This is a genomic window from Kitasatospora sp. NBC_00374 (assembly GCF_041434935.1).
In the GTDB taxonomy this organism is placed as follows: Bacteria; Actinomycetota; Actinomycetes; order Streptomycetales; family Streptomycetaceae; genus Kitasatospora.
Window position 1 is genome coordinate 8,588,390 of sequence record NZ_CP107964.1, and the last position, 21,687, is coordinate 8,610,076.

Annotated in this window: 20 protein-coding genes and 4 pseudogenes; 15 read left to right on the plus strand and 9 right to left on the minus strand. The window is 69.8% G+C overall.

Annotated elements, in window-relative coordinates; translation table 11 throughout:
* Positions 1-54: 54 nt before the first annotated feature.
* Complete coding sequence (locus OG871_RS37660; RefSeq protein ID WP_371503016.1) at positions 55-1,188, plus strand: FAD-dependent oxidoreductase; 1,134 nt, start codon at positions 55-57, stop codon at positions 1,186-1,188.
* A gap of 327 nt (positions 1,189-1,515) precedes the next feature.
* A pseudogene (locus tag OG871_RS37665) lies at positions 1,516-1,755 on the plus strand (transposase); the annotation flags it as partial.
* Positions 1,756-1,775: 20 nt separating this feature from the next.
* Here OG871_RS37665 and OG871_RS37670 read toward each other — a convergent pair.
* The 3 genes and pseudogenes from OG871_RS37670 to OG871_RS37680 form a co-directional block, all read right to left on the minus strand.
* Positions 1,776-2,678, minus strand: coding sequence for an NADP-dependent oxidoreductase (locus tag OG871_RS37670; RefSeq protein ID WP_371503018.1), 903 nt, complete (start codon positions 2,676-2,678; stop codon positions 1,776-1,778).
* Positions 2,679-2,932: 254 nt separating this feature from the next.
* Positions 2,933-3,151 (minus strand): S8 family serine peptidase, encoded by a 219-nt coding sequence (locus OG871_RS37675; RefSeq protein WP_371503521.1) that lies wholly within the window; start codon positions 3,149-3,151, stop codon positions 2,933-2,935.
* Positions 3,146-3,304, minus strand: a pseudogene (locus tag OG871_RS37680) (IS5/IS1182 family transposase); the annotation flags it as partial. The pseudogene OG871_RS37680 and the gene OG871_RS37675, both read right to left, overlap by 6 nt.
* Positions 3,305-4,117: 813 nt before the next feature.
* Here OG871_RS37680 and OG871_RS37685 point away from each other — a divergent pair.
* The gene (locus tag OG871_RS37685; protein WP_371503020.1) at positions 4,118-4,675 is read left to right on the plus strand and encodes a DUF3291 domain-containing protein; all 558 of its coding nucleotides are present in this window, start codon (positions 4,118-4,120) and stop codon (positions 4,673-4,675) included.
* Between the two features lie 191 nt (positions 4,676-4,866).
* Here the strand turns inward: OG871_RS37685 and OG871_RS37690 are convergent, their stop codons facing one another.
* Together OG871_RS37690 and OG871_RS37695 are read right to left on the minus strand one after the other, a co-directional pair.
* Positions 4,867-5,007 carry a hypothetical protein gene (locus OG871_RS37690; RefSeq protein WP_371503022.1) on the minus strand — a complete coding sequence of 47 codons (141 nt, stop codon included), beginning with the start codon at positions 5,005-5,007 and terminating at the stop codon, positions 4,867-4,869.
* Positions 5,008-5,112: 105 nt separating this feature from the next.
* Positions 5,113-6,630, minus strand: coding sequence for a nitrilase-related carbon-nitrogen hydrolase (locus OG871_RS37695; protein WP_371503024.1), 1,518 nt, complete (start codon positions 6,628-6,630; stop codon positions 5,113-5,115).
* Positions 6,631-6,857: 227 nt separating this feature from the next.
* On the opposite strand from OG871_RS37695, the gene OG871_RS37700 reads away from it, so the two are divergent.
* From OG871_RS37700 to OG871_RS37710, 3 genes and pseudogenes are all read left to right on the plus strand, one after another.
* Positions 6,858-8,069, plus strand: a complete 1,212-nt coding sequence (locus tag OG871_RS37700; RefSeq protein ID WP_371503026.1) for a sensor histidine kinase — start codon at positions 6,858-6,860, stop codon at positions 8,067-8,069.
* Entirely contained in the window at positions 8,066-8,776 is a 711-nt protein-coding gene (locus OG871_RS37705) for a response regulator (RefSeq protein WP_371503028.1), read from the plus strand. The genes OG871_RS37700 and OG871_RS37705 overlap by 4 nt, the downstream gene beginning before the upstream one ends.
* Before the next feature lie 43 nt (positions 8,777-8,819).
* Positions 8,820-8,912: pseudogene (locus tag OG871_RS37710) on the plus strand (IS5/IS1182 family transposase); the annotation flags it as partial.
* Positions 8,913-9,275: 363 nt separating this feature from the next.
* Here OG871_RS37710 and OG871_RS37715 read toward each other — a convergent pair.
* Positions 9,276-9,965 carry a hypothetical protein gene (locus OG871_RS37715; protein ID WP_371503030.1) on the minus strand — a complete coding sequence of 230 codons (690 nt, stop codon included), beginning with the start codon at positions 9,963-9,965 and terminating at the stop codon, positions 9,276-9,278.
* 901 nt (positions 9,966-10,866) lie between these two features.
* On the opposite strand from OG871_RS37715, the gene OG871_RS37720 reads away from it, so the two are divergent.
* The 5 genes and pseudogenes from OG871_RS37720 to OG871_RS37740 all read left to right on the plus strand — a co-directional run bounded on the left by OG871_RS37720 (position 10,867) and on the right by OG871_RS37740 (position 14,575).
* Positions 10,867-11,253 carry a VOC family protein gene (locus tag OG871_RS37720; RefSeq protein ID WP_371503032.1) on the plus strand — a complete coding sequence of 129 codons (387 nt, stop codon included), beginning with the start codon at positions 10,867-10,869 and terminating at the stop codon, positions 11,251-11,253.
* A 432-nt stretch (positions 11,254-11,685) separates the two neighbouring features.
* Positions 11,686-11,782 (plus strand): annotated as a pseudogene (locus OG871_RS37725).
* Between the two features lie 673 nt (positions 11,783-12,455).
* On the plus strand, positions 12,456-12,590 hold the full coding sequence (locus OG871_RS37730; RefSeq protein ID WP_371503033.1) for a hypothetical protein: 135 nt from the start codon (positions 12,456-12,458) through the stop codon (positions 12,588-12,590).
* Positions 12,591-12,951: 361 nt separating this feature from the next.
* The gene (locus tag OG871_RS37735; protein ID WP_371503034.1) at positions 12,952-13,497 is read left to right on the plus strand and encodes a hypothetical protein; all 546 of its coding nucleotides are present in this window, start codon (positions 12,952-12,954) and stop codon (positions 13,495-13,497) included.
* A gap of 739 nt (positions 13,498-14,236) precedes the next feature.
* A complete protein-coding gene (locus OG871_RS37740; RefSeq protein ID WP_371503035.1) occupies positions 14,237-14,575 on the plus strand; it encodes an RNA polymerase-binding protein RbpA in 339 nt (112 codons plus the stop codon).
* 774 nt (positions 14,576-15,349) lie between these two features.
* Here the strand turns inward: OG871_RS37740 and map are convergent.
* The gene (map, locus tag OG871_RS37745; RefSeq protein WP_371503037.1) at positions 15,350-16,117 is read right to left on the minus strand and encodes a type I methionyl aminopeptidase; all 768 of its coding nucleotides are present in this window, start codon (positions 16,115-16,117) and stop codon (positions 15,350-15,352) included.
* A 62-nt stretch (positions 16,118-16,179) separates the two neighbouring features.
* On the opposite strand from map, the gene OG871_RS37750 reads away from it, so the two are divergent.
* On the plus strand, positions 16,180-16,455 hold the full coding sequence (locus OG871_RS37750) for a helix-turn-helix domain-containing protein (protein WP_371503038.1): 276 nt from the start codon (positions 16,180-16,182) through the stop codon (positions 16,453-16,455).
* A 197-nt stretch (positions 16,456-16,652) separates the two neighbouring features.
* On the opposite strand, the gene OG871_RS37755 is transcribed toward OG871_RS37750, so the two are convergent.
* The gene (locus OG871_RS37755; RefSeq protein WP_371503040.1) at positions 16,653-17,924 is read right to left on the minus strand and encodes an IS630 family transposase; all 1,272 of its coding nucleotides are present in this window, start codon (positions 17,922-17,924) and stop codon (positions 16,653-16,655) included.
* A gap of 331 nt (positions 17,925-18,255) precedes the next feature.
* Between OG871_RS37755 and OG871_RS37760 the strand changes: the two genes are divergently transcribed.
* Positions 18,256-18,747: a DUF1877 family protein gene (locus OG871_RS37760; RefSeq protein ID WP_371503041.1), complete on the plus strand. Its 492-nt coding sequence runs from the start codon at positions 18,256-18,258 to the stop codon at positions 18,745-18,747.
* A gap of 323 nt (positions 18,748-19,070) precedes the next feature.
* Here the strand turns inward: OG871_RS37760 and OG871_RS37765 are convergent, their stop codons facing one another.
* Positions 19,071-20,030 (minus strand): SDR family NAD(P)-dependent oxidoreductase, encoded by a 960-nt coding sequence (locus OG871_RS37765; RefSeq protein WP_371503042.1) that lies wholly within the window; start codon positions 20,028-20,030, stop codon positions 19,071-19,073.
* 198 nt (positions 20,031-20,228) lie between these two features.
* On the opposite strand from OG871_RS37765, the gene OG871_RS37770 reads away from it, so the two are divergent.
* Both OG871_RS37770 and OG871_RS37775 read left to right on the plus strand, forming a co-directional pair.
* Positions 20,229-21,083: an IS5 family transposase gene (locus tag OG871_RS37770; protein WP_371493834.1), complete on the plus strand. Its 855-nt coding sequence runs from the start codon at positions 20,229-20,231 to the stop codon at positions 21,081-21,083.
* Positions 21,080-21,478 (plus strand): hypothetical protein, encoded by a 399-nt coding sequence (locus tag OG871_RS37775; RefSeq protein WP_371494538.1) that lies wholly within the window; start codon positions 21,080-21,082, stop codon positions 21,476-21,478. Before OG871_RS37770 ends, OG871_RS37775 begins: the two co-directional genes overlap by 4 nt.
* Positions 21,479-21,687: the final 209 nt, after the last annotated feature.

Below are 21,687 nucleotides of genomic sequence, written 5' to 3' on the forward strand. Positions count from 1 at the left end.
ATTACTGCGAACACTGTACCCGAGTAGAGCGTGTCCAGCCGAAAGGAAACCACCATGACCACTCCCGTCACGATCATCGGCGCCGGGCTCGGCGGCCTGACCCTCGCCCGGGTCCTGCACCTGCACGGCATCCCCGCGACCATCTACGAAGCCGAGACATCGGCGGACGCCCGCACGCAGGGCGGCCAGCTCGACATCCACGAGTACAACGGGCAGCTCGCCCTCGAAGCGGCCGGCCTCACCGACGAGTTCCGCGCGATCATCCACGAAGGCGGCGAGGCCCTGCGCGTGCTCGACCAGCACGGCGCGGTTCTGCTCGACCAGCCCGACGACGGCACGGGCGGGCGCCCCGAGGTGCTCCGCGGAGACCTGCGTCGGATCCTGATCAACTCGCTGCCCGGCGAGATGATCCAGTGGGGACACAGAGTCAGCAGTGTCCGCCCCCTCGGAGACGGAAGGCACGAGCTGACGTTCGCCGACGGGCCGACCGTGACGACCGGCCTCCTCGTCGGCGCGGACGGCGCCTGGTCGAGGGTCCGGCCGCTGCTCTCCGACGCGAAGCCCGAGTACGTCGGCACGTCGTTCATCGAGACCTACCTGTACGACGCCGACCGGCGCCACCCCGCGGCGGCCAAGGCCACCGGCGACGGTTCCCTGTTCGCCGTCACGACTGGCAAGGGGATCCTCGGCCATCGAGAGGCCGACGCCGTTCTTCACACCTACGTCGCGCTCAACAAGCCGCAGGAATGGATCGCCGCCGTCCTCGCCAGTCCCGAAACGGCGGCGGCCCAGGTCGCGGCAGAATTCGCCGGATGGGCGCCTGAACTCACCGCACTCATCACTGACGGGGAGACCGCCCTCGCCCCGCGCCCGATCAGCGCCCTGCCGATCGGCCACCGCTGGGACCGCGTTCCCGGAGTGACGCTGCTGGGCGATGCCGCCCACCTCATGTCACCGTTCGCCGGGGAGGGCGCCAACCTCGCCATGCTCGACGGCGCCGAACTCGGCAAAGCCATCGCCGCACATCCCGACGACATCGAAGCCGCCCTTGCAGAGTACGAGCAGGCTCTCTTCGCCCGCAGTGCCCAGTTCGCCGCCGAATCCGACAAGAATCACCAGCTCATCTTCGGCGACAACGCCCCCGCCGGCCTGCTCGACCTGCTCACCGACCAGGAACCGACCGAGTGAGCGACACGCCATGAAAGAGCAGCGCTCTGGTCAGCATCCACAAGCCGAAGGTACACAGCTCGCTCCACCGCCAGCTTGTGGGCGACGACGGCGGCTTCGGGCACCTGACTCGGCATGCGGGGCCAGTGCGCGCGGTCCCGCGTATCGACTCCGACGAGCCACGACCTCAAGACGGCGCAGCCGAGGGTGAGCGACGGGCCATCGCAGGCTGTGCGTCCCGATCTCGCCCTTGCGCTCAGCTCACTCCGGCGGGTTGGCCCGTGCGCGGAGCCGGCGCCAGCGGTGGTGGACGTGCTGTTCAGCCTCTCGCACGGAGCGGGAGACCACGGCGTTCCTCGCGCGCTGGCCGAGGTCGTTACGCTCGGCCGGACCCTGACGAAGCGAGCTGCCGATGTGCTGGCCTACTTCGGCCGTCCCGGTACGTCCAACGGTCCCACGGAGGCGATCAACGGCCGCCTCGAACACCTCCGTGGATCCGCGCCCGGATTCCGCAACCTGCCCAACTGCATTGCACGGTCACTGCTAGAGACCGGCGGATTCCGGCCGCAACTGCCCCTTCGATCGTGAAGAGTCCCCTCGACGACCGGTCAGTCCACGAGCAGCACGAGTTTGCCGCGCAGAGTCCCGGCTTCGCCGACGCGGTGCGCGTCGGCCACCTCGGTCAAGGGGAAGGTCCGGCCGATCTGGATGGAGAATCGTCCCGTTTCAGTCATCTGAGCTACCTGGGCCAGCGCGTAGGTGGCGCGGCCGGTGTCGCCGCGGCTGAAGCGGATGCCCGTCTGCTGCGCGCCCCGGAAGTCGGCGACCGTGATCACGCGCTCGGGCGCGCCCGCGAGCTCCACGAGTTCGGGAAGGACGCCGCTGCCAGCGACGTCCAGTGCGAAATCCACACCCGACGGCATGATTGCCCGGACTCGTTCCGGCATCCCGTCGCCGTATGCCACCGGCTCAGCCCCGAGCGAGCGGAGGGCATCGTGCGTGCCTGGACTACCCGTGCCGATGACGCGCGCGCCGCGCTCCACGGCGAGTTGGACAGCGGCACTCCCGACGCTGCCCGATGCCCCGCTGATGAGCACGGTGCTGCCCACCGTGACGCCAAGCTGGTCGAGCGAGCGCGCTGCGGTCTCGGCTGCCGCAGGGATCGCTGCAGACCTCGCATAGTCGAGCGAGTTCGGGATCGGGGCCCAATAGGACAGCACGGCCAACTCCGCTTGGGCGGCTCCGTATGGTGAGGCTCCGAAGACCCGGTCGCCAACCGTGACACCCGAGACATCGTCGCCGATCTCGTCAACGATGCCCGCAGCCTCGTAGCCCAGGGTCTGTGGCAGTTCCTGGTCCATCAGGCCCTGACGCTTTTTCCAGTCGCTGGCGTTGATCCCCGCGGCACGGACCTTGATCCGTATCTCTCCGGCGCCGGGACGGGGATCGGGGAGGTCGACGATCTCAAGAACCTCCGGGCCGCCAAACCGGCTGAACTGTGCTGCCCTCATGACGCACTCCTTCCGTGGAAGAAGTGGCGGATCGTCCGATGCCGCGTGTGCGCGTACTCCCTGTCCGGCTATCTGCTCGGCCCCAGAGCACGTTTCTACTCCGATACATCGACCCTACGTCATGACCGCCCACACGTGGCGGGCTGCCTCCGGGGCCACCTCGCCCCACACAGCACCGTCGGTACCCATGCCTGCGGACAGGAGCAGGCGCGGCTGTGGAGAACCCACGAGATCCCTGCTCGAGACTGGCGGCTTCAGTCACCGGCTACACCCTCAAATGCGATGAGCCTGTTGAACGCCAGCAGGTTCGGCTGCCCACTGGCAGATCGAGCAGGCGGTCGGGGGACAGCCAGAGTGGTGATGGCCTTTCCGACGGTCGCGGGGGTCAGATCCTTCGACGCGGAGAGCAGGTAGGCGGCGAGTCCCGCCCCGTGTGCCGCGGCCTGCGAGGTGCCGACGACCGTTGTGTTCACCCTATGGTCCCTCGGCTTCGGGATCGTGTGCTTGACTCGGCGTCTTCGCAGACAGCGCCTGTTGCGGCGAGAGCTGTACGCCCTGTCACCGCTGACGTGACCGGGCCGGGTGCGGGACTGCTCGCCCTGCGGGCGAAGCGCACGGTGCCGATCACCTCGAAGCCGCACCCGGCCAGCCGCAGCGCGGTGACCGTCCCGGTCCCGCCGCTCGCCCCCGTCACCACCACACTGCGCACCGCACGGTCCTTCGACGCCATGGCACCCTCCTCGGACTTGCGGCCGACATCTGCCCATCACCCGCTCTGCTGCTCAACGAGCGCCGCCGACCGCGGTTGCGTCTCCGAGTTCGGGCCGCCGGGCCCAGCCGCCCGGCGGCGGCCGGTGAACCCGGCCGGCTCCGCGGCTGTCCTGCCCTGATCGCCCGGCCACGCGCCACCGCCCTGGCGGCCGGGAACGGTTGAGCGCGGCGGTGAACAAGCCAGCTGCGGGTACCGGCCGCGCGATCGGCGCGTTCGGTTGGTCCGATGTGCCGGGGCGGCCTTGAGGCCGCCCCAGCACTGTCCCGAGCCTGGGGGTGACGATTCCCGCCCGCCCGCGCCGCCATCCCCGCACCCGACGACCGGCCCGCGTGAAGTAGCAGCGTTTGGTAAGCGGTTGTCCTTCGATGCTGCTTCTCGGCATTTGATGGGTCGATGCGGACTTCCTCGGAGGCAGGCAGCGCCACCGTCCCAGTTCCCGCAAGGACCTGTGCAAGAGGCCACTTGGACAGGGAAATTGCAACTTCGACATGGCTCGCCGAGGCAGCTACATTCATCTGGTCTTCGGTGGTCGCCACGGTCGCACAGGGGTTCCTTCAGGCTGGGCCAGCCTGAAGGAACCCGTGGGTCACGCCCCACGAACCCTCGCCCCCATGCGAAAGTCACCGAACCGGATCCACGCCAGGCAGCCCCAACCAGGGAGAGACGCATGCCCCATCTTGCTCTGTACACATTCGGCGTCCTGAAGTCACCTCTCGCCGATCCCGGACCTCTCACGCGCGAGTTCTACGAGATTGGTGAGGCCGTCTACCGGAAGATCAGTCAGCACCCCGGATACCTCGCGCGTGCTGAAGCGGCAGACGGTGACCGGGGCGAGCTCTTCGACGCGGACTGGGGTGCATGGGGAGAGTTCGCCGTACCGACCTGGTACGGCAAGGGCCATACGGTGGAAACCACCGCCCTGGCCGCGACCCTCTCACTCTGGACCGACCTGCGCCCCGCCTTCGACGCCGTCTACACCGGTCTGCACCGTGCGGCGCTGAACAGGCGTTACGACTGGTTCGAGAGGACAGGGCGCCCAAATTACGTGTCCTGGTGGGTCTCCGACGGCGTGATACCCACCTGGCGGGACGGGGTTTCCAGGCTGGAGCACCTCCACGACCACGGCGCCGCGCCGCACGCCTTCACCTTCCACGACTCGTTCGCCCCGGACGGAACTCCGACCAGGATCAAAGGCATCGGGCCGAAGAGCGACCAGGTTCGCTGACAAGGAAGCCTGAGCGACTGGATTCGCCGTCAAACGCCTCGATTGAATGACGGCGAACAGCGGTTCGGGCAGCAGTTTGCGATCTCGGGCGGTGCAGATGCTCACGAGAAATGAAGTCACTGGACGGGGGAGACTCCGCCAGGTCAGATCTCGTCCCGGCGCTCCTGCTGCTCCCTGCTGTTCGGCCCGACTCAGCGGGGGTCGTCGTTGTCTTCCCCGCCCCAGAGATCGACTGTTCCGTCCACGAAGCCCGCGCTGTACATCATCGCCTCGGCAACATGCCGCAGGTCGGCCGCCTCCAGGTAGTAGAGGACGTTGCGCAGCGACGGCATACCGGCCGTGGATGCGCGGCCGGGACCCAGCGGCCCCGGCCGCGCGACCGGCGGTCAGTGCTTGAAGACATCCTTCGCCTTCGCACCGGCCTGCTTGGCGTCGCCCTACATCTGCTCGGCGCGGCCCTCGGCCTCCAGGCTGCGGTTGCCGGTGGCGGCGCCGGCGGTCCCCGGGCCGTGACCGGTGGGCCGCCGCGTACGAGTCAGGGCGGTGGCGGCCAGTGCGGCGAGGGTGGCCAGGCACAGCCAGGCGAAGGTGTCGCCGATGCGGTCGTAGATCGTGGTGACGCCGCGCGTGGGAACGTACGCCACCATGGTCTGCTGATCGGTTGTGAAGTAGTCGGTGGTGGCGAGGACGTGGCCGTTGTTGTCGAAGGCCGCCGAGACGCCCTCCGAGTCCTGGCGGACCAGCGAGTAGCCGTCCTCGATGGCGCGCAGGCTCGCCTTCCGGGTGTGCGCGCTCCCGTACGCCTTCCAGTCGTGGGCGGGCACGAGCATGATGTCCGCGCGGGTCCGCATCATGGCGGGGAAGTCCGCGTCGTAGCAGATGACATTGGCGATGCGGCCGTAGGGAGTGTCCGCAACGGGCACGCGGCCGTCGCCGGGCCGGAACTTCTCCGAGCCGGGAATGGGATGGGCTTTCTGGTAGGTCCAGAGCACGTCCCCGTGGGGGTCGATGAAGACCGCCTCGTCCCGGCCGTAGGCAGGTCCAACCGAGCTGTAGACGCCGAGTCCGATCTCCAGGTAGATGCCCGACCGGCGGGCTTGATCCCGCGCCGCCGCGATGACTGCGGCCTCGTTGGACTCCTGCGTCCTGACGGCCTCCTCGGGCCAGATCACGATCTTCGCTCCGGCTGCGGCCTCACGCCGGGTGGAGGCCAGCAGGTCGTTCTCCACGGCGGTCATGGCAGGTTCCACGTCCGCCGCGGGCGCGGTGGCGACGCCCGCGCGGCCGCCCGGGATCCGTCCGAGCGCCGCGTGCTGCGCGTCGGCCACGGCCTGGTCGGGGCTGACTGCGGCAACCCGTACGGTCGGGCCCACTGTTGACGTGAGGGCGAGGCGCGCGCCGCCGCCGAGGACTACGGTCAGCAGCACGGCCACACAGAGCACGCCGCTTCGCCACCCGCCGGCCCGATCCAGGATCCCGTTGACGGTGCCGGCGAACCAGGCGACCAGGAAGCCGATGCCGTACAGGCCCGTGATCGAGACGACCTGCAGGAGCGGAAGATCGCCGTACTGGGTGACCGCCAGGGAACCGTAGGCCGTGCCGAACGGCGACAGCAACGTGATCAGGAACTCGGTGGCGCCGACGCCCGCGGGAAAGGTCAGAGCAGCCATCCACGGACGCAACCGACCGACGAACAGTCTGTCGGCCAGGAACGGCAGCGTCTGCAAGGCGGCGATACCGATCGCGCCCACCAGGACCATCGGGTTGAAGCCGATCTCCGACTCCCCAACCCAGAAGACCGCGGCGGCGCCGTGGGCCAGCCAGACCCACAGCGCCCCGGACCACACGGGGCTGAGGCGGGAGAAGCGCAGCAGGAGCACCGGGAAGATCCAGGCCGCGGCCGCGATGTCCCAGCGCCCGCCCACCGCGAACAGCATCGACCCGGTGCCCAGCACCAGCAGACCGCACCGCACCGCCCGCCCCGAAGCCCTGCGCCTCCCCAAGAAGGTACTGCGGAAGCCTGATATCTGATAATCCGTCATGAACGATCACGCTAGGAGAGCGCCGCCCCGGCCCGCCTCGGTCCGAACGGCGATCTCCCGCGCCGCGGCGCAACTATCGATGCGCGCCTGAGGGAGGATCCGCCCACCTCCATGCTTCGTCTAGCCTGACACCGGAGATGATGACCAGGACCACGGCGGCCGTACGAGCCGCCCACCAACGGATCGCCGACCGTCCACGACTCGTGGACGTCGCGCTCGGCTGCGGGCTGACCCTGTTCGACATCGCCACGCTGCTCGACCGCAGACCCGCCCCGCCCGGCTGGGGCCTGGCGCTGTGGGGAGCACAGACCGTCCCGCTGATATGGAGACGGACATGCCCCCGAGCCGTCCTGGCGGCCATGACGGGTCTGTACGTGGCGTTCCAGTGGCTCAGCCCCATCCAGGGGAAGATACCCGGGCCGTTCCTGCTCATGATCGGCATTCATGCCGTTGCCCGCTACACACCGGCCTCCAGGAGTCTCCCGGGCACGCTGCTCTGCCTCGCGGTAGCCCTGGCGACCGATGCGCTCACCGGACACTGGCAGACTCCGCAGCTCGGATCGGTCGAGCCGATCAGCGCCACGACGTTCTGCTTCTTCTTCGCTCTGGCCTGGACCCTGGGATACGGCCGGCAGCGGATCGGCACCGACGCCCACCGGTTGCGCCACCTGAACCAGCGTCTCAAAGCCGAGCAGGAGTTCAACGCCCGACAGGCGGTGATCACCGAGCGGGCCCGCATCGCCCGCGACCTGCACGACGTGGTCGCCCACCACGTGAGCGCCATCGCCCTACAGGCACGCGCCGCCGAGGACGTCATGCAGGACGATCCGCTCCTCGCAGGGAAGAGCATCGGCCACATCGCGCAGACCGCGGACACCGCGCTCATCGAGATGCGGCGCATCCTCGGGCTGCTGTCACCCCGGGAGCAGGAGCTCACGCCCGAGCCGTCCCTCACCCATCTCGACCACCTCATCGGCGCCGCCCACGCGGCGGGCTGCCGGGTGGCCTCCGAAGTGGAGATCCGGGCACTCTCCACCCTTGCCGCAGGAATGCAGGTGACGGCCTACCGGATCATCCAGGAAGCACTGACGAACGTGCTCAAGCACGCAGGACCGGTCGACGTACGGATCGCCGTGCGCGGCGACGACTCGTCCCTCACGATCGAGATCGAGAACGACCCTGCCCCACCGGGCCACCGGCCCGTCCCCGGATCCGGCCGCGGGCTCATCGGCGTACGCGAACGCGTCACGACCTTCGGCGGCGTGCTGGAGGCCGGACCGCGTACCGAGGGAGGCTGGCGGCTGCACGCCGTCCTGTCCGCGAAAACACCTCAGCCGGCGGAGACCTCATGACCGTACGAGTGCTCCTCGCCGACGACCAGGAGATCGTCCGGACCGCACTCCGCCTGGTCATCGACCGCCGTGAGGGCCTCTCCGTCATCGGTGAGGCATCCGACGGGGAACAGGCCACGGCCCTGGCGACCGAGCTCCAGCCCGACGTCGTGCTCATGGACGTCCGCATGCCCGGCATGACCGGAGTCGAGGCCACCCGGCGCATCACCACCACCTGGCCCGGCCCCGGACAGGCCCCGCGCATCGTCGTCCTCACCACCTTCGACCTCGACGAGTACGTACACGCGGCCCTGCACGCCGGCGCCAGCGGCTTCCTGCTGAAGAACAGCACCCCTGACCAACTGGCCCACGCCATCCGCGCCGCCGCCGACGGCGAACCCGTACTCGCCCCGAGCGTCACGCGCCGGCTCATCAGCACCGTCACCGCCCTACCGCCGGCGCTCCTCCCCAGCCCTCCCACCCCCTCACCGGACGAACGCTCGCCGACCGACCTGCTCACCGAGCGTGAACTCCAGGTACTGGTGCTGGTCGCCCAGGGCCTGTCCAACGCCCGGATCGCCTCAGCCCTCGACCTGACCGAGGCGAACGTCAAAAGCCGCGTCAACCGCATCCTCACCCGCCTCGGCCTCGACAACCGCGTCCAGGCCGCAGTCCTCGCCCACAGGACGGGACTCCTCGCAACCACCCGAATGCCACCCGAAACCTGACCCCCGCCCTGGCCCGCACCGCTGCACCATCGCCGCCATCTTCGGGAAGAGCCCGGTCGATCGGGCCAAACTCGGTTTGAAACGCTCGCAGTTGACCGCCGGATCAGGCATACCGCTGATCACTGAGCCCGCACCGACCGGGGGCGTCGTCGGGGTGCAGGGCCACTGTGTTGCGGGTGCCGGCGGACACCAGCCACCTGTCGCCGTCCGAGTCGGCGACCCCCGGGGCCGCCGGGGAGGACCGGGTGGGGCTCATCGCTGGGCACGAGCGGAGCGCCCCACGGCTCGGGCTCCGGGGCGAGGTATCCGAGCGGCACGGTGGCGGTCGCGTGTGCCGTCATCCGTCGGTTTTGGGGAAGCCTTGGTCGTTCGGTCGGGAGAGTATCTCGGGCAGTTCGGTCAGGGGTCCGGTGATCGGACGGCCGCAGGACGCGCGCACATGCCGTCGCGTCCTTTGACGTCGGTGGACGGGCCGGGCACTCGCGGATCCGGCCGTGGATCACTTCCAGGTGATGCCGTTGTCGAGGGTGTACGGGTCGTCCCAGTATTCGACGGCCGCGACCCTGGACGTCTTGGGGGACATCGCCGGTATGCAGAGGTCGGCGGATTTGCCGTTGGTGAACTCGCTGGGCATCGAGCCGTCGGAGCACTTGGCGAAGGTGCCGAAGACCATCAGGTCCGGCGCCTCGGTGCCGTCCGCGAGCAGGCCCTTGATGTGGCTGACGTTGGTGAACGACAGGTCGGTGTTGCCGATGTTGGTGACCCTGTAGTGGATGTAGTACGGCATCAGGCCCTTGGCGTTGTCGTCGAGTTTCAGCGAGGCGAGGTCGGCCGGGTCGCCCTTCTCGATCGAGGTGACGGTGAGCGCGATGGCGCCCTGGTCGCCCCCGTAGGAGAACGGGAGCTGGACGGCGGCGCCGATCTTGACCGTGGTGCCCGGGGCAGGGGCGGAAACGGCCGGTGCCGGGGCGGCCGCGGAGCTCGTCGGGGCGGCCGCCGTGATCGAGGACGCCGGGCTGGTGGGCGTGCTGCTCGCAGTGGCGACCGGGGTCGCCCCCGGGGCGATGGGCGCGGAAGTCGCGGTGTTCGACGACGACCCGTCGTCGCTGCAGGCGGTCAGGGTGAGCGTGCCGACCGCGGCCAGGCCGGCCAGGACCATGGTGCGGCGACTGCTGCCGATGGGCTTCACGTGACGTCCCCCGTCTGTGCGGGCCACGGGATCGCGGCCCTCCTGAGGGATCTTCATAGCGCATCCCGTGAGGCGGAAGCCACCTCGGTGACGGTCCCTCGACCGGCCGTGACGAAGGCGGTGAGGACGCGGCCGAGGTCGAGGAGGTGGCTGCGGCCGTACCGCAGGGCGGCCTGCTCGGGTGCGGCCGGGCCGTCGGGGCGGCGGGCCTCGGGGAAGGCCGCGGTGACGTCGGCCCCGGCAGTGGTGAGGTGCCACGCCGTTGTCTGCTTGTTTGGTTGGCGCCGGCCCGGTCTTCCGCCCGGGCCGCCCGGCGGTGGCGGCCTGCCCCGGGGTGCCGGCGCCGGCCTGCGGGCCCGTGGGCATGTTCCCGCTGGCGGCCTGCCGTCGGCCGGTGCTCGGCCCGGCCCGCGCCGCGGCCCGCCCGTGGGCCTGGCTCTGACGGTGTGCCCTCCGCCCCCGAGCCGCGCGCCTGTGGGGCCGTCAGGCCCGGCCCCGGCCTGGCGACGACAATCGCGGCCCCTACGCCACCGACCTCACCCGGGTCGGCGACGGCCGGGACTCAGACCCACGCTTGTGACCACCTCCGACGAACACCGTCCCGACCGTCGCCCCTGGCGCCCGCAGGCACAGGCCGCCTTGGCGTCCCCGGCCGCGCATCAGAACGGGCGACAGCGCGGGCAAGCGCCGTCGGGCGTCCGTGGCACGTCGGCCTGTCACTCGTCGAACGGGCCCGTTCCGGGTTCGAGCGCCGTCTGATCGTCGACCACCGTGGCGCCCCGCTCGCGGTCATGCTCACGGGCGGCGACCGCCACGACGTCACCTGGAGCGTCGCCGACGACCGGGCACCGGCTCGCGAAACCCGTGGACGATCTTCTGACCGGGCGTCATAGTGTCGGCCATGGCTTCTCTCGTGCATCACGTGACCATCGACTGCGCCGACACCTTCCGGCTCGGGTCCTTCTGGGCCGCGGTCCTCGACAGCAAGCTCGCCGACGACGACAAGCCCGGTGACCCCGAGGCCCTGATCGTGGGTGAGCGGATGGACCTGCTCTTCATCGCCGTCCCCGAGGACAAGGCGGGCAAGAACCGCCTCCACTTCGACCTCCGGCCCACCGACCGCACCCGCGACGAGGAGGTGGAGCGGCTGCTGGCCCTCGGCGCCACCCTGGTCGCCGACCGCCGTCGCCCCGACGGCAGCGGCTGGGTCACCATGGCCGACATCGAGGGCAACGAGTTCTGCGTCGAGCGCGGCGCCGCCGAGCGCGCCGCCGCTGCGGCTTCCTGAGCGCCCCGGTCGCGGCGGCGGCGCCGCTTCGACCGGGCCGCGCCTGCCCTGCGCATGCCCGCCTTCCGGCTCGGCCGGGTCCACGCCCCGCACCCGCTTCGAGGGCGGTGCCCGGTCGCCTCGGCGGGTGCCGGCGGAGCGCGTGCTGAGGTTTCCGAGGGTTCGGCCGATGGCGACACGGTCGCCGAATCCCGCTGCGGGGACCGCTCAGGCTGCGCGGCCCGCCTCAGGTCCGGCCGCTCACTCCCAGGTGTTCGGCCGGTGCCCGCGCGGCGCGAAGGTGGCGCAGGGCGGGTTCTGCGGCCCGGCGGTAGGTCGCCGCCGGGCCGCCCGCCCGGCGTGGGTCGCGGTCGGCGGGGTGTCAGCGGCCGGTCAGTGCGGCGGGGCATGCTGAGGGCACGTCAGGCAGCGGGAGTGAGGCTCCCGGTGCTGGGAGAGGTGCCCGGAGCGGTTCATCGGGTGCCTGGCCAGTGATGGCCGAGCAGGGTCCCCTCGGGGGCCCGCGCAGGTTCGAATCCTGCCCTCTCCGCCCCACCGCCCGACCCGTGACTTCACCTCACGGCGAGCGGCGCGGGCTGGCCCAGGGTCAGTTTTGCAGGGCGGGCCGCAGGCCGCTGTGCGCGGAACTCCTGAACTGGCTGGGCTGGTTCGCCGACACCGCGTCCTACCCGCCCGAGGACGGCTCCGGTGCGGCTGGGGATAACCTGGCGAGCCAGGCCGTCCGGCCTGCGGTCTACGCCGACGTTGCCGCGTTCTTCGACGATCCGGACCGGCGTGTGCGGGGGCCGCGCTTGCGGCCGCCGGCCTTCTGTTGGCCGCCTCGGAGCTCGTCCACCACATCCCGCAGCAGGCGAAGGAGGAGCAGCCCGCCTCCGGCGTGGGGCAGAAGCCGTCGGCGGTTGTCTGGGCCGTCACGAAGGACGAGGACCGCGCTCGGTGGGTGTTCACCCCGTTCGTCGGCCTCGGGCCGGTGCACTTCGGCATGAGCCCGCAGGAAGTGGCGGCGGCTCTCGGCGATGGGGCGACGACCCGCCGGTGGCACATCTGTTCGGTGGTGAGCCCCGCCACGAGGAGGCTCACTTTCCCGCCCGGGGCGTCTCGGCGTACTACGCGGGTAGCAGGCCGCGCCTGGCCTGCGTCGCCGTCGACGTGAGGTGCGGCCCCCAGGTCACGCTGGAGGACACCCCGCTGGTCGGGCACAAGTGCCTTCTGAGCTGGAGCAGTGGCTGCTCGACCGCGGCACACGGGAGGGCGGCGTGCTCTACACGCATGCGGCCGATCCGGGCTCGCAGAAGCTGGGCCCGTGCTGCGCGCAGCGGGTCGGCGACGCCGTCTGACCCGGCCCTTGTTCATCCGGCACGACTGGGTGGTCGCCACCTGGAACCACGTCCCGGGGACGGAGTGGTCCACGTTCTGAGGTGCCCGGGCTCGGTCCGGATCTCTCGGTCCGCCAGGCCGGGCTGGACCGCGGCCGCCCGGACGAGTTGTTCGTGCATGACGAGTTCCGCGACGTGCTGGTCTTCCGCGCGGAGAACCAGGGCTGCGCCTACCTCTCGAAGGATCAACCGGTGGCCGTCTCGCTTTCAGACGCCACACCGGACCGGGATCAAACCCCCGGAGCGGGTGGAACCCGGGACACCACTTCCCTGGACGCAACCGGCACGGACACGGCTACGACGGCGATTGCAACGCCTGGACATGCCGACACCGCCTGCCCGCTTTCCGCCCCACTTCACCGCCCCGCTGCTCCTGCGACACGCCGCCGCCCCGACTCCGGTCCCGAGATGGCCGGCCGAACTGGGGGAGTGGCAGGACCGCGTCGTGCGCCTCGGGCCCGACGACGGCCGGAGCCATGGGCAGCTCTGCTGGGACGGGCTGGAGCCCACCGGCCTGCTCGCGGTGCACTGCCGGGACTGCCGGCACGGCCCACCCGCGGCCCCCGCGCGGGTGGACGCGGCCCTCAAGATCGGAATCCCGCCCGAGGAGATCGTCCCGTGGACGGCGACCACGCTCGTCCGCGACCTCGTCCACACCTCCGACGACGGCAGCCTGCGACCCGCAGCGGAGCAGATCGGCTGGGGTCTCGTGAACCTGCTCGGGCCCCACGCCGACTGGCGGGCCAACGGCGACGCCGCCTGCCGGCAGTGGGCCGCGGGCCGCGGGCAACGTCCACTGGGGCGCCGGGCAGCGCGGGCACCTTCGACGCGGCGGTCGTCGGTATCGGCAACGGCCACACGGTGGTGATCGTCGCCACCGGCGAGGACTGACGCGTCGACACTGCGGGCCGTCGCCCGGATCGCCGAGGACGGGCAGGCTCCCCGACCCTCCCTTCGCCGACACCCCGTGCTGCGCCTTGCCCGGTTCGGTCGGCCTGGGGACGACCAGCGCGGCCGGTCGCGGGGCGGGGACCGGCGTCGACCTCGCCGTCGACCTGCTCCAGCTCCGCCTCCAGCCGCTGCTGGCGGTCGTTCACATACGCCTCGACCTTCTGAGGCGCTCTCGGCTCCACTTGTTCGCCTGCTTGTTGCTCGCCCGTGGCACGCAGGTCGTCCACGGTCCGCGTCGGCCAGAGCAGTAGCAGGATCTCGGTGTCCACCAGCGTCTCCGTCAGCGCCCCGCGCGCGCGGATGGCCGCTCGGCCGCAGCGAGGATCACCTTCCGCACGTCCTTCCGACGCGTCGGAGGTGTTCCAGGTGTCTTGGTCAGAGTGTCGCCCCGCTCGCTGGGCGGGGGTCACCAGTGCAGCCGGCGGGCCGGCGACGACCTCGCTGTCCACGTGCTCCGGTTCCGCCTCCAGCGTGCTGGCTCCTTCGACGTCTCCCTGGGTTCCAAGGCTTCCCGGGGGTCGGCTTTCAGAGATCGGCAACAGCTCCGGGCGGAGAGCCTGCGCGGGGGCTGTGGGCCGGGGTTGCCGGGGGTGGCCGTACGCTGGGCGTCCCCATGCACATCCGAGGCATGGACATCATGGCCGAGGAGAACGATCGTGGCACAGGGACGTGGCGGCATCAGGGGTGCGCGGATCGGTTCGGGGCCGATGGGGGAGTCCGAGCGCGGCGATCTCGCCCCTCGTACAGCGGCGTCGTTCTGGTGCGGCAACGGCCACCGGACGCAGATCAGCTTCGCGATCGAGGCAGTGGTCCCGCAGGCGTGGGACTGCCGCAGCTGCGGTCTGCCGGCCGGCCCCGACCCCGACAACGTGCCTGCCGCCCAAGGCAGCGCCCCCTTCAGGACGCACATGGGCTACGTCCGGCAACGCCGCAGCCAGGAAGACGGCGAGATCCTGCTCAACGAGGCACTGGCCAGACTGCGTGGGACCATCTGAGCTCCTGGGCGGGACGAGGCAAGGCTCCTCCTGAGCGCTCGGGGGACAACGCGGGGTCCTGCCGTACGCGCGGGATGCCCTGCCTAGGCGTGTGAACAGCCGGACGTCATCGCCCTCTGCCGGAAGTCCTCCCGCGACACCTTCACCCCGCTCGGCGGGGGCTGCCGACGTCGTCGCACAGAGCGTGCGCTCACCAGCCGCGACGCCCGCCTCCCCACGGCCACCGACAACACTCATCCCGGGAGTGGGGTATGTAGAGGGACGCTGCTTTGCGCTCATGGTGACGTTCGCGTGGGGGGGCCTTAAGCTCCTTACGCACCCGGTGCAGGTCGGCATCGTGATCGTCCTTGGCCCCATGCCGGCTGTCGTGAAGTGGGCGTACCCCTACGAGCTCTACGCCGCCACTGAGAAGACCGTTCACCATCCGCGGCAGGCATGGCCCTGTCGCATGGAACAGATCCGGGGAAAGAGTTGCCCGCTGCCGGGCCTGATATTCGGTCTTGTGACCGCAGGCTATCGTCTTCAACCGGTGGCGCTCGGAGGCGGTCAAGGTAGGAGACACGGCTCGGGCCACAGGCATGGAGGGCAACGGCCAATCTCGGGAACCTGTTCGGGACGGTCAAGCACCCTTCGCCGACGCGCCGTCCGCTCCGCGATCAAGGACGCGTGACTGCCCACCAGGAGCTTGGCGCTGGTAGGAGGCTGTGATCGCTGGTCTGCGCTTCCCGAGAGTGGGCGACTTCGTCCAGCTACCGTGTGTGAGCGGATTCGCGGTCAGGGCAGGGTGAGGATGCGGGGGCCGTCCTCGGTGATGGCGATGGTGTGTTCGATGTGGGCGGCGCGGCTGCCGTCGATCGTGCGCAGGGTCCAGCCGTCGGGGGCGGTGTAGTAGTCGTTGCGTCCTCCGGCCATGAGCATGGGTTCGAGGGCGAGGGTGAGGCCGTGGCGCAGGGGGAGGCCGCGGCCGGGTCGTCCGTGGTTGGGGACATGGGGGTCTTCGTGCATCTGGCGGCCGATGCCGTGGCCGCCGAAGTCGGCGGGCATGCCGCAGTCGGCCTTGCGGGCGACCGTGCTGATGGCATGGGAGATGTCGCCGATGCGGTGGCCGGTGGTGGCGGCGGCGATGCCGGCGTCCAGGGCCTGCTGGGTGGCGGCGATGAGTTCGAGGTCGGCGGGGCGGGGGGTGCCGATGGTGAAGCTGATGGCGGCGTCGCCGGTCCAGCCGTCGAGTTCGGCTCCGCAGTCGATGCTGACCAGGTCGCCGTCGCGCAGGCGGTAGTCGTCGGGGATGCCGTGCGCGACGGCGTCGTTGACGGATGCGCAGATCACGGCGGGGAAGGGGGTGGGGGCGAAGGAGGGCTGGTAGCCCAGGAACGGAGAGCGTGCTCCGGCCTCGGTGAGGACGGCGCGGGCGGCTTCGTCGAGCTCGCGCAGGCGAACTCCCACGGCCGCCGATGCGCGGGCGGCCGCAAGCGCGTGGGCCACGACGCGTCCGGCTTCCCGCATCGTCTCCAGTGCCGTGTCGGTCTTGATCTCGACCATGTGTCGTGTCTCCCTGCGATGCGACGCTACCCAATACTTATACCGGTATTAGTATCACGGGTATGGTGAGAGTTCCTCTGAGTCCGCAAGAGCGGCAACGCGGAGAGCGCTTCGGGCTCCTGCTTCGCCAGGCCCGCGGTGACCGCAGCATGGTCGACGTGGCGGCAGCCGCCGGGGTGTCCGCCGAGACCCTCCGCAAGATCGAGACCGGCCGGGCCCCGACCCCGGCCTTCTTTACCGTGGCGGCCCTGGCCCACGCGCTGGGCCTGTCACTGGATGACCTGGCCGCCGCCTGCGCGGACGACGCCGACTGCGATGGGCGGGCCATCTCGGCATGAACGTCAGACACGCGCGATCCGGCCGAGAAAGCCGATGCGCCTGACCTGGCGCGGCAACACCAACCTTCGCCGCACGACACCAGATCGCCGATCACTTCTCGGCACGGTTCGGGCTCTCACGTCAACCCCCGAAGGACTTCGAGAGCCGACCACTATTGTCCTGCGCCGCAAGTGCCAAGCCTAAGTTCACTAGGGTTTTATGGTGCTCTGGGGGTGATTTTGGTGAGGTAGTCGGCGAGCGAGTTCAGGATCTCGTCGGCGGTCTTGGTCCAGGTGAAGGGCTTCGGGTCCTCGTTCCAGGTCTGGATCCAGGTGCGGATGTCGTTCTCGAGAGCCTGGATGGAGGTGTGGACGCCGCGGCGGATGAGCTTGTCGGTCAGCAGGCCGAACCAGCGCTCGACCTGGTTGATCCAGGAGGAGCCGGTCGGGGTGAAGTGGACGTGGAACCGGGGATGCCGGGCCAGCCATTTCTGGATCTCGGGGGTCTTGTGGGTGGCGTAGTTGTCGCATACCAGATGCACGTCGAGCTCGGTCGACACGGCCTTGTCTATCGTGATCAGGAACTTTTTGAACTCGATGGCGCGGTGGCGTCGGTGCAGAGCACTGATGACGCTGCCGTCGGCAATGTTGAACGCGGCGAACAGGCTCGTGATGCCATGGCGCAGGTAGTCGTGGGTGCGACGCTCGGGCATGCCGGGCATCATCGGCAGCACCGGCTGGGATCGGTCCAGCGCCTGGATCTGGCTTTTCTCGTCGACACAGAGCACCACCGCCCGCTCCGGCGGGTTGTGGTAGAGCCCGACGACGTCGACGACCTTGTCCACGAACTGCGCGTCGGTGGAGAGCTTGAACGAATCCTGCAGGTGCGGCTTGAGGTCAAACTTCTGCCAGATGCGCCCGATGGTGGACTTCGACAGGCCGGTACGTTCGGCCATCGAGGCGCGTGACCAGTGGGTGGCGTGCTTCGGTGTGGACTCCAAAGTCGCCGCCACGACATCCTCGACCCTGTCGAGCAGGATCGAGGGTGGCCTGCCGGGGCGCGGTTCGTCGACCAGACCGTCCAGGCGGTCCTCGACGAACCGGGCCCGCCAACGGTTCACCGTCGCCTGGGCGGTGCCGAGTTCGACCGCGACCTGCTTGTTCGTGCCGCCCTCCGAGCATCGCAGCACGATCCTGGCCCGCAACGCGAGGGACTGGGCCGTCTTCGCCCGCCTCGCCCATCGGGTCAGTTCCTCCCGCTCCGACTCGGTGAGTACAAGTTCCGCCTTGCGGCGGCCGGGCCGTGGCTCGTCCGCAAGGCCCGCCAGTCGGTCAGCCGCGAAACGGGCCCGCCACTTGCGCACGGTCGCCACATTCACGCCCCTATCGGCCGCCACCCGCGTACTTGACACTCCGTCCGAGCAGGCCAGGACGATCCCGGCCCGCTCGGCGAGCCGGGCCCCCGCCCCGCCGGCCGCCCAGTGCGACAACTCAATGCGCTCCTTCGAGGAGAGCACAATCTCTACAGCCTTCGGACCTCGTTGCGACACGAAAAACAGACTACAGACTTATGACTGATATTTCCGGCGCAGGACACTATAAGGAATTAGGTCAAAGCATTGGCGAGGGGCGGGCCCGACACCTTGATGCCCGGCCCGCACCTTCAACGGCACCATCATCGAGACCGGCACCGAGTCCTACCGCCTCGCCCAGACCCAAGCCAAGCAGCAGGCCGGCCGATAGCCGCCAGTCATCGCAGCCGCCCGGCGGTCGTGTGGTTGGATCACGCCGAACGAATCTTCGCAGTGGTAGGAGGACGAAATGGCGGCTCGCGCGGTGATCTTCGCTCTGGACGCCCAGGATGCCGAGCGCTTCCTCGCCTGCCAGGACGATGACGAGGTACTCGAGCTCGTCGTGGAGGTCGAGGGGCGGTGGGACCTGGACCACCTCGTCGAACTCGACAAGTCCTGGGATGCCCTGCACCGCTGCTTCACCGACGGCGACCTCGCCTTCGACAACGGTGACTTTCCCCTGTCGCACGCCATCCTCGGCGGAGTTCCCCTGCACGAGAGCGACGACTACATCGTCTGCTACGTGACGGCCGACGAGGTCCGCGAGGTCGCCGCGGCCCTGGAACCACTGGACAGCCGGTGGATCGGCGAGCGCTTCGCCACGCTGACCTTCGACGCCTACCAGGGCACCGGCGACGCCGAGGACATCGCCTACACCCAGGCCTTCCTGCCCGGACTGAAGGACTTCTACAGCACGGCAGCGAAGAGCGGCCGGGCGGCCATCTTCACCGTCAGTCAGTAGGCCGGGGCCGGCTCAAGATCGCCGCGGTTGACGCCGTCGCCCGTCTCCAGACCACCACCTACGAGGCGCTGCGCGCCGACGAGGGCAACCGGGTGCCGCGGGGCTGGGCCTACGCGGTCCAGTACGGCGCCCAGGCCTGACCGGGCTCAAGCTTCTGCGGGGAAGGTCGGCCGCCCACGGGCGCGGCGGCCAGGCCCTCGCGGGTGCCGGAGACGATCAGCTCGCGAATGAACCGGCGAAGATGTGGAAGACCAGCCGGCCGCCGGGCGTCGTGGTGTCGAGCCGCTCGTGCACCACGATCCAACTCAGGCGCTTGGCCAGTCTCATCGCACCGGGGCGGTGGTGATTTTCAGGTCGATGCCGGTCAAGTCGCAACTGGCCGTCCATAGGCGTGCCGCGGTCGTGGTGTCGGCCAGGTGGTTCCAGATGGGTTCGACCGTGGGCGTACCGCGCAGCCCGAACACTCGGGGGCTCCACATCTGGCCGCCGCACACGCTCGGGTCGAGCACGGCCCGAACAGCGGGCCACGCGGCAGCCTCCTTGCCCTGGACGAGAAGGCCGAGCGGTAGGTGGCGCAGCCGCTCGCCGGTGGTCCGGACATGGACTGGCGGGCGCGAAGGGGTGAGGGAGTCGAGTGCGCCGCCGGGATGGACGACCACGCTCAGCGTCGTGCTGCCGGCAGCACTCAGGCGGCGGTCGAGCTCGAAAGCGAAGAACATCTGGGCCAACTTCGACCGCGCGTAGGCGCGCTTGGGCTGGTAGTCGTGCGTGCTCTGGAGATCGTCGAGGTCCAGGCGTTCGGACTTGGCGGCGAAGCTGCCGGTGGTAACGATCCGGCTCCCCGGGGTTGCCATGAGCAGGGGGGCCAGCCAGTGGGTCAGTGCGAAGTGCCCGAGGTGGTTGGTCGCGAACATCAGCTCGTGGCCGTCCTTGGTCTTGCGGAGTGGTGGATGGTCGAGCGCCACGCCGGCGTTGTAGACGACCGCGTCGAGGCGGTCCAGCCCGAGCGCGTCCACGGATCCCTCGAGTGAGGCGAGATCGGCCAGGTCCAGAGGCAGGTGCTCCACCTTGGCAGCGGGGACGCGCGAGCTGATGGAAGCGATCGCGGCTTCGGCCTTCGCCATGTCGCGGCTACCGAGAACGACCGTGGCCCCGGTGCTGGCGAGTTGCTCGGCGACGAAGTACCCGATGCCCGCGTTGCCGCCGGTGATCAGGAAGCTCTTTCCCGCGGCGCGAGGCAGCCGGTGGACGTCCCACTGCGGGGCCTTGGGTACGGAGGGCATGGCGGGCTCCCGGAGCTTGGAGTGATCTGGAGGCGGGCGGGATCGCACCCTGACAAACCGGTGCCGCCCAGTCCCTACGGTCCTGGAGGCCACTCAGTGGACGTTAAGTCCCTTTTCTTTCGGTTCGTGATCGCTCGTTCGTGTGAACGTCGACCGTACTGGCGTGCCAGCCGGGGTTCGGGTGATGTTCTGCGGCGCATGGACAGACGGGCGTATCCGAGCGACTTATCGGACGAGCAGTGGGCGTTGATCGAGCCGATGATCACGGCCTGGAAGCAGGACCGGGTGGCGCGGTCGGCTACCGGGGATCCGGGGTCCTGCGATCTGCGGGAGATCGTGAACGCGATCTTCTACCAGAACCGGACGGGCTGTCAGTGGCGCTACCTGCCCCATGACCTGCCGTCCTGGTCGGCGGTGTTCTACTACTTCGGCCTGTGGCGCCAGGACGGGCTCGACCAGCGGATCCAGGAACTCCTGCGCTGCCAGGTGAGGGAGCGAGCCCGCCGATTAGAGGACCCGTCCCTCGTGATCATCGACACCCAGTCCGTCCGGGCGGCCGCCGGCGTCCCGAAGACCACGACGGGGCTGGACGCGAACAAGAAGGTGTCGGGGCGCAAGCGGGGACTGGCCGTGGACGTCCTGGGGCTGATCATCGGCGTTGTCGTCCTGGCCGCCTCCGCCCACGACAACGCCGCCGGCACCGCCCTGCTCGACCAGGTCGCCGAGCGGTGCGGGATGCGTCTGGAGAAGGCTCTGGTGGACCAGGGCTTCAAGGACGAGGTCGTCATCCACGGCGCTTTGCTGGATATCGACGTCGAGGTCGTCCGCCGCAACCCGGCCGACCAGGGCAAGGGTTTCGTCCCGCAGCCGAAACGGTGGGTGGTGGAGCAGACGAACGGCACCTTGATGCTGCATCGGCGCCTCGCCCGCGAGTACGACCACCGGCCCGACAACTCCGCCTCACGCGTCTACTGGGCCTCCACCGCGAACATGACCCGCCGCCTCACCACACCGGCCCCGGCCTGGCGCGACACCCTCGGACTGGCGGCGTGAACGTCGCCGAACTCCTGGCAGACCTCCAGAGCCGGCAGGACGAGGCCACCGCCCGGGCCGCAGAACTACGCGCCCGGATCGAAGAGCTCGCCGCCGATCTGACCCAGACCGAAGCGCGGCTCACGGACCTGGCCACCACCCGAAAGATCATCATGGAGGTCACGCCGGCAGGAACCGAATCCGAACCGCCCGAGACGAACACCACCTACCAGGCCATCGTGAACGCCTTCAACCAGCACCCCGCCCACGCATTCCGGGCACGCGAGCTGCACGAACTCCTCGGCATGCCCACCGACGAGGCGTCCGTCAACATCACCCGCAGCCGCCTCGGACGCCTCACTCGCCAAGGCTTCCTCACCCAACCCGGACGCGGCCGCTACCAGAAACGGACTTAACGTCCACTCACATCCCACCGACAGATCGCTGTCCCCACTGATAGCCGACCGACATTGCGCCCTGTGTCTCATCCAACCAAGTTGGCGCAGGTCAGCGGGATCCCCGGCGACTGACTTCCTCGACAACGGTCAGGGCAGGGTTCCGGGTTCGGCCGGCTCCACCCCTTCGATCGGGTGAGGTTTCAAGGCCTGCCGTGCATCGGAGTGGC

Bases quoted from the DNA above. Each gene is read 5' to 3' on its own strand.
- OG871_RS37750 (WP_371503038.1), top strand. From the start codon at position 16,180: ATGGTGAGAGTTCCTCTGAGTCCGCAAGAGCGGCAACGCGGAGAGCGC.
- map (WP_371503037.1), bottom strand. From the start codon at position 16,117: ATGGTCGAGATCAAGACCGACACGGCACTGGAGACGATGCGGGAAGCC.
- OG871_RS37720 (WP_371503032.1), top strand. From the start codon at position 10,867: ATGGCTTCTCTCGTGCATCACGTGACCATCGACTGCGCCGACACCTTC.
- OG871_RS37685 (WP_371503020.1), top strand. From the start codon at position 4,118: ATGCCCCATCTTGCTCTGTACACATTCGGCGTCCTGAAGTCACCTCTC.
- OG871_RS37700 (WP_371503026.1), top strand. From the start codon at position 6,858: ATGACCAGGACCACGGCGGCCGTACGAGCCGCCCACCAACGGATCGCC.
- OG871_RS37690 (WP_371503022.1), bottom strand. From the start codon at position 5,007: ATGCCGTCGCTGCGCAACGTCCTCTACTACCTGGAGGCGGCCGACCTG.
- OG871_RS37735 (WP_371503034.1), top strand. From the start codon at position 12,952: ATGCCGACACCGCCTGCCCGCTTTCCGCCCCACTTCACCGCCCCGCTG.
- OG871_RS37770 (WP_371493834.1), top strand. From the start codon at position 20,229: ATGGACAGACGGGCGTATCCGAGCGACTTATCGGACGAGCAGTGGGCG.
- OG871_RS37705 (WP_371503028.1), top strand. From the start codon at position 8,066: ATGACCGTACGAGTGCTCCTCGCCGACGACCAGGAGATCGTCCGGACC.
- OG871_RS37760 (WP_371503041.1), top strand. From the start codon at position 18,256: ATGGCGGCTCGCGCGGTGATCTTCGCTCTGGACGCCCAGGATGCCGAG.
- OG871_RS37670 (WP_371503018.1), bottom strand. From the start codon at position 2,678: ATGAGGGCAGCACAGTTCAGCCGGTTTGGCGGCCCGGAGGTTCTTGAG.
- OG871_RS37660 (WP_371503016.1), top strand. From the start codon at position 55: ATGACCACTCCCGTCACGATCATCGGCGCCGGGCTCGGCGGCCTGACC.
- OG871_RS37765 (WP_371503042.1), bottom strand. From the start codon at position 20,030: ATGCCCTCCGTACCCAAGGCCCCGCAGTGGGACGTCCACCGGCTGCCT.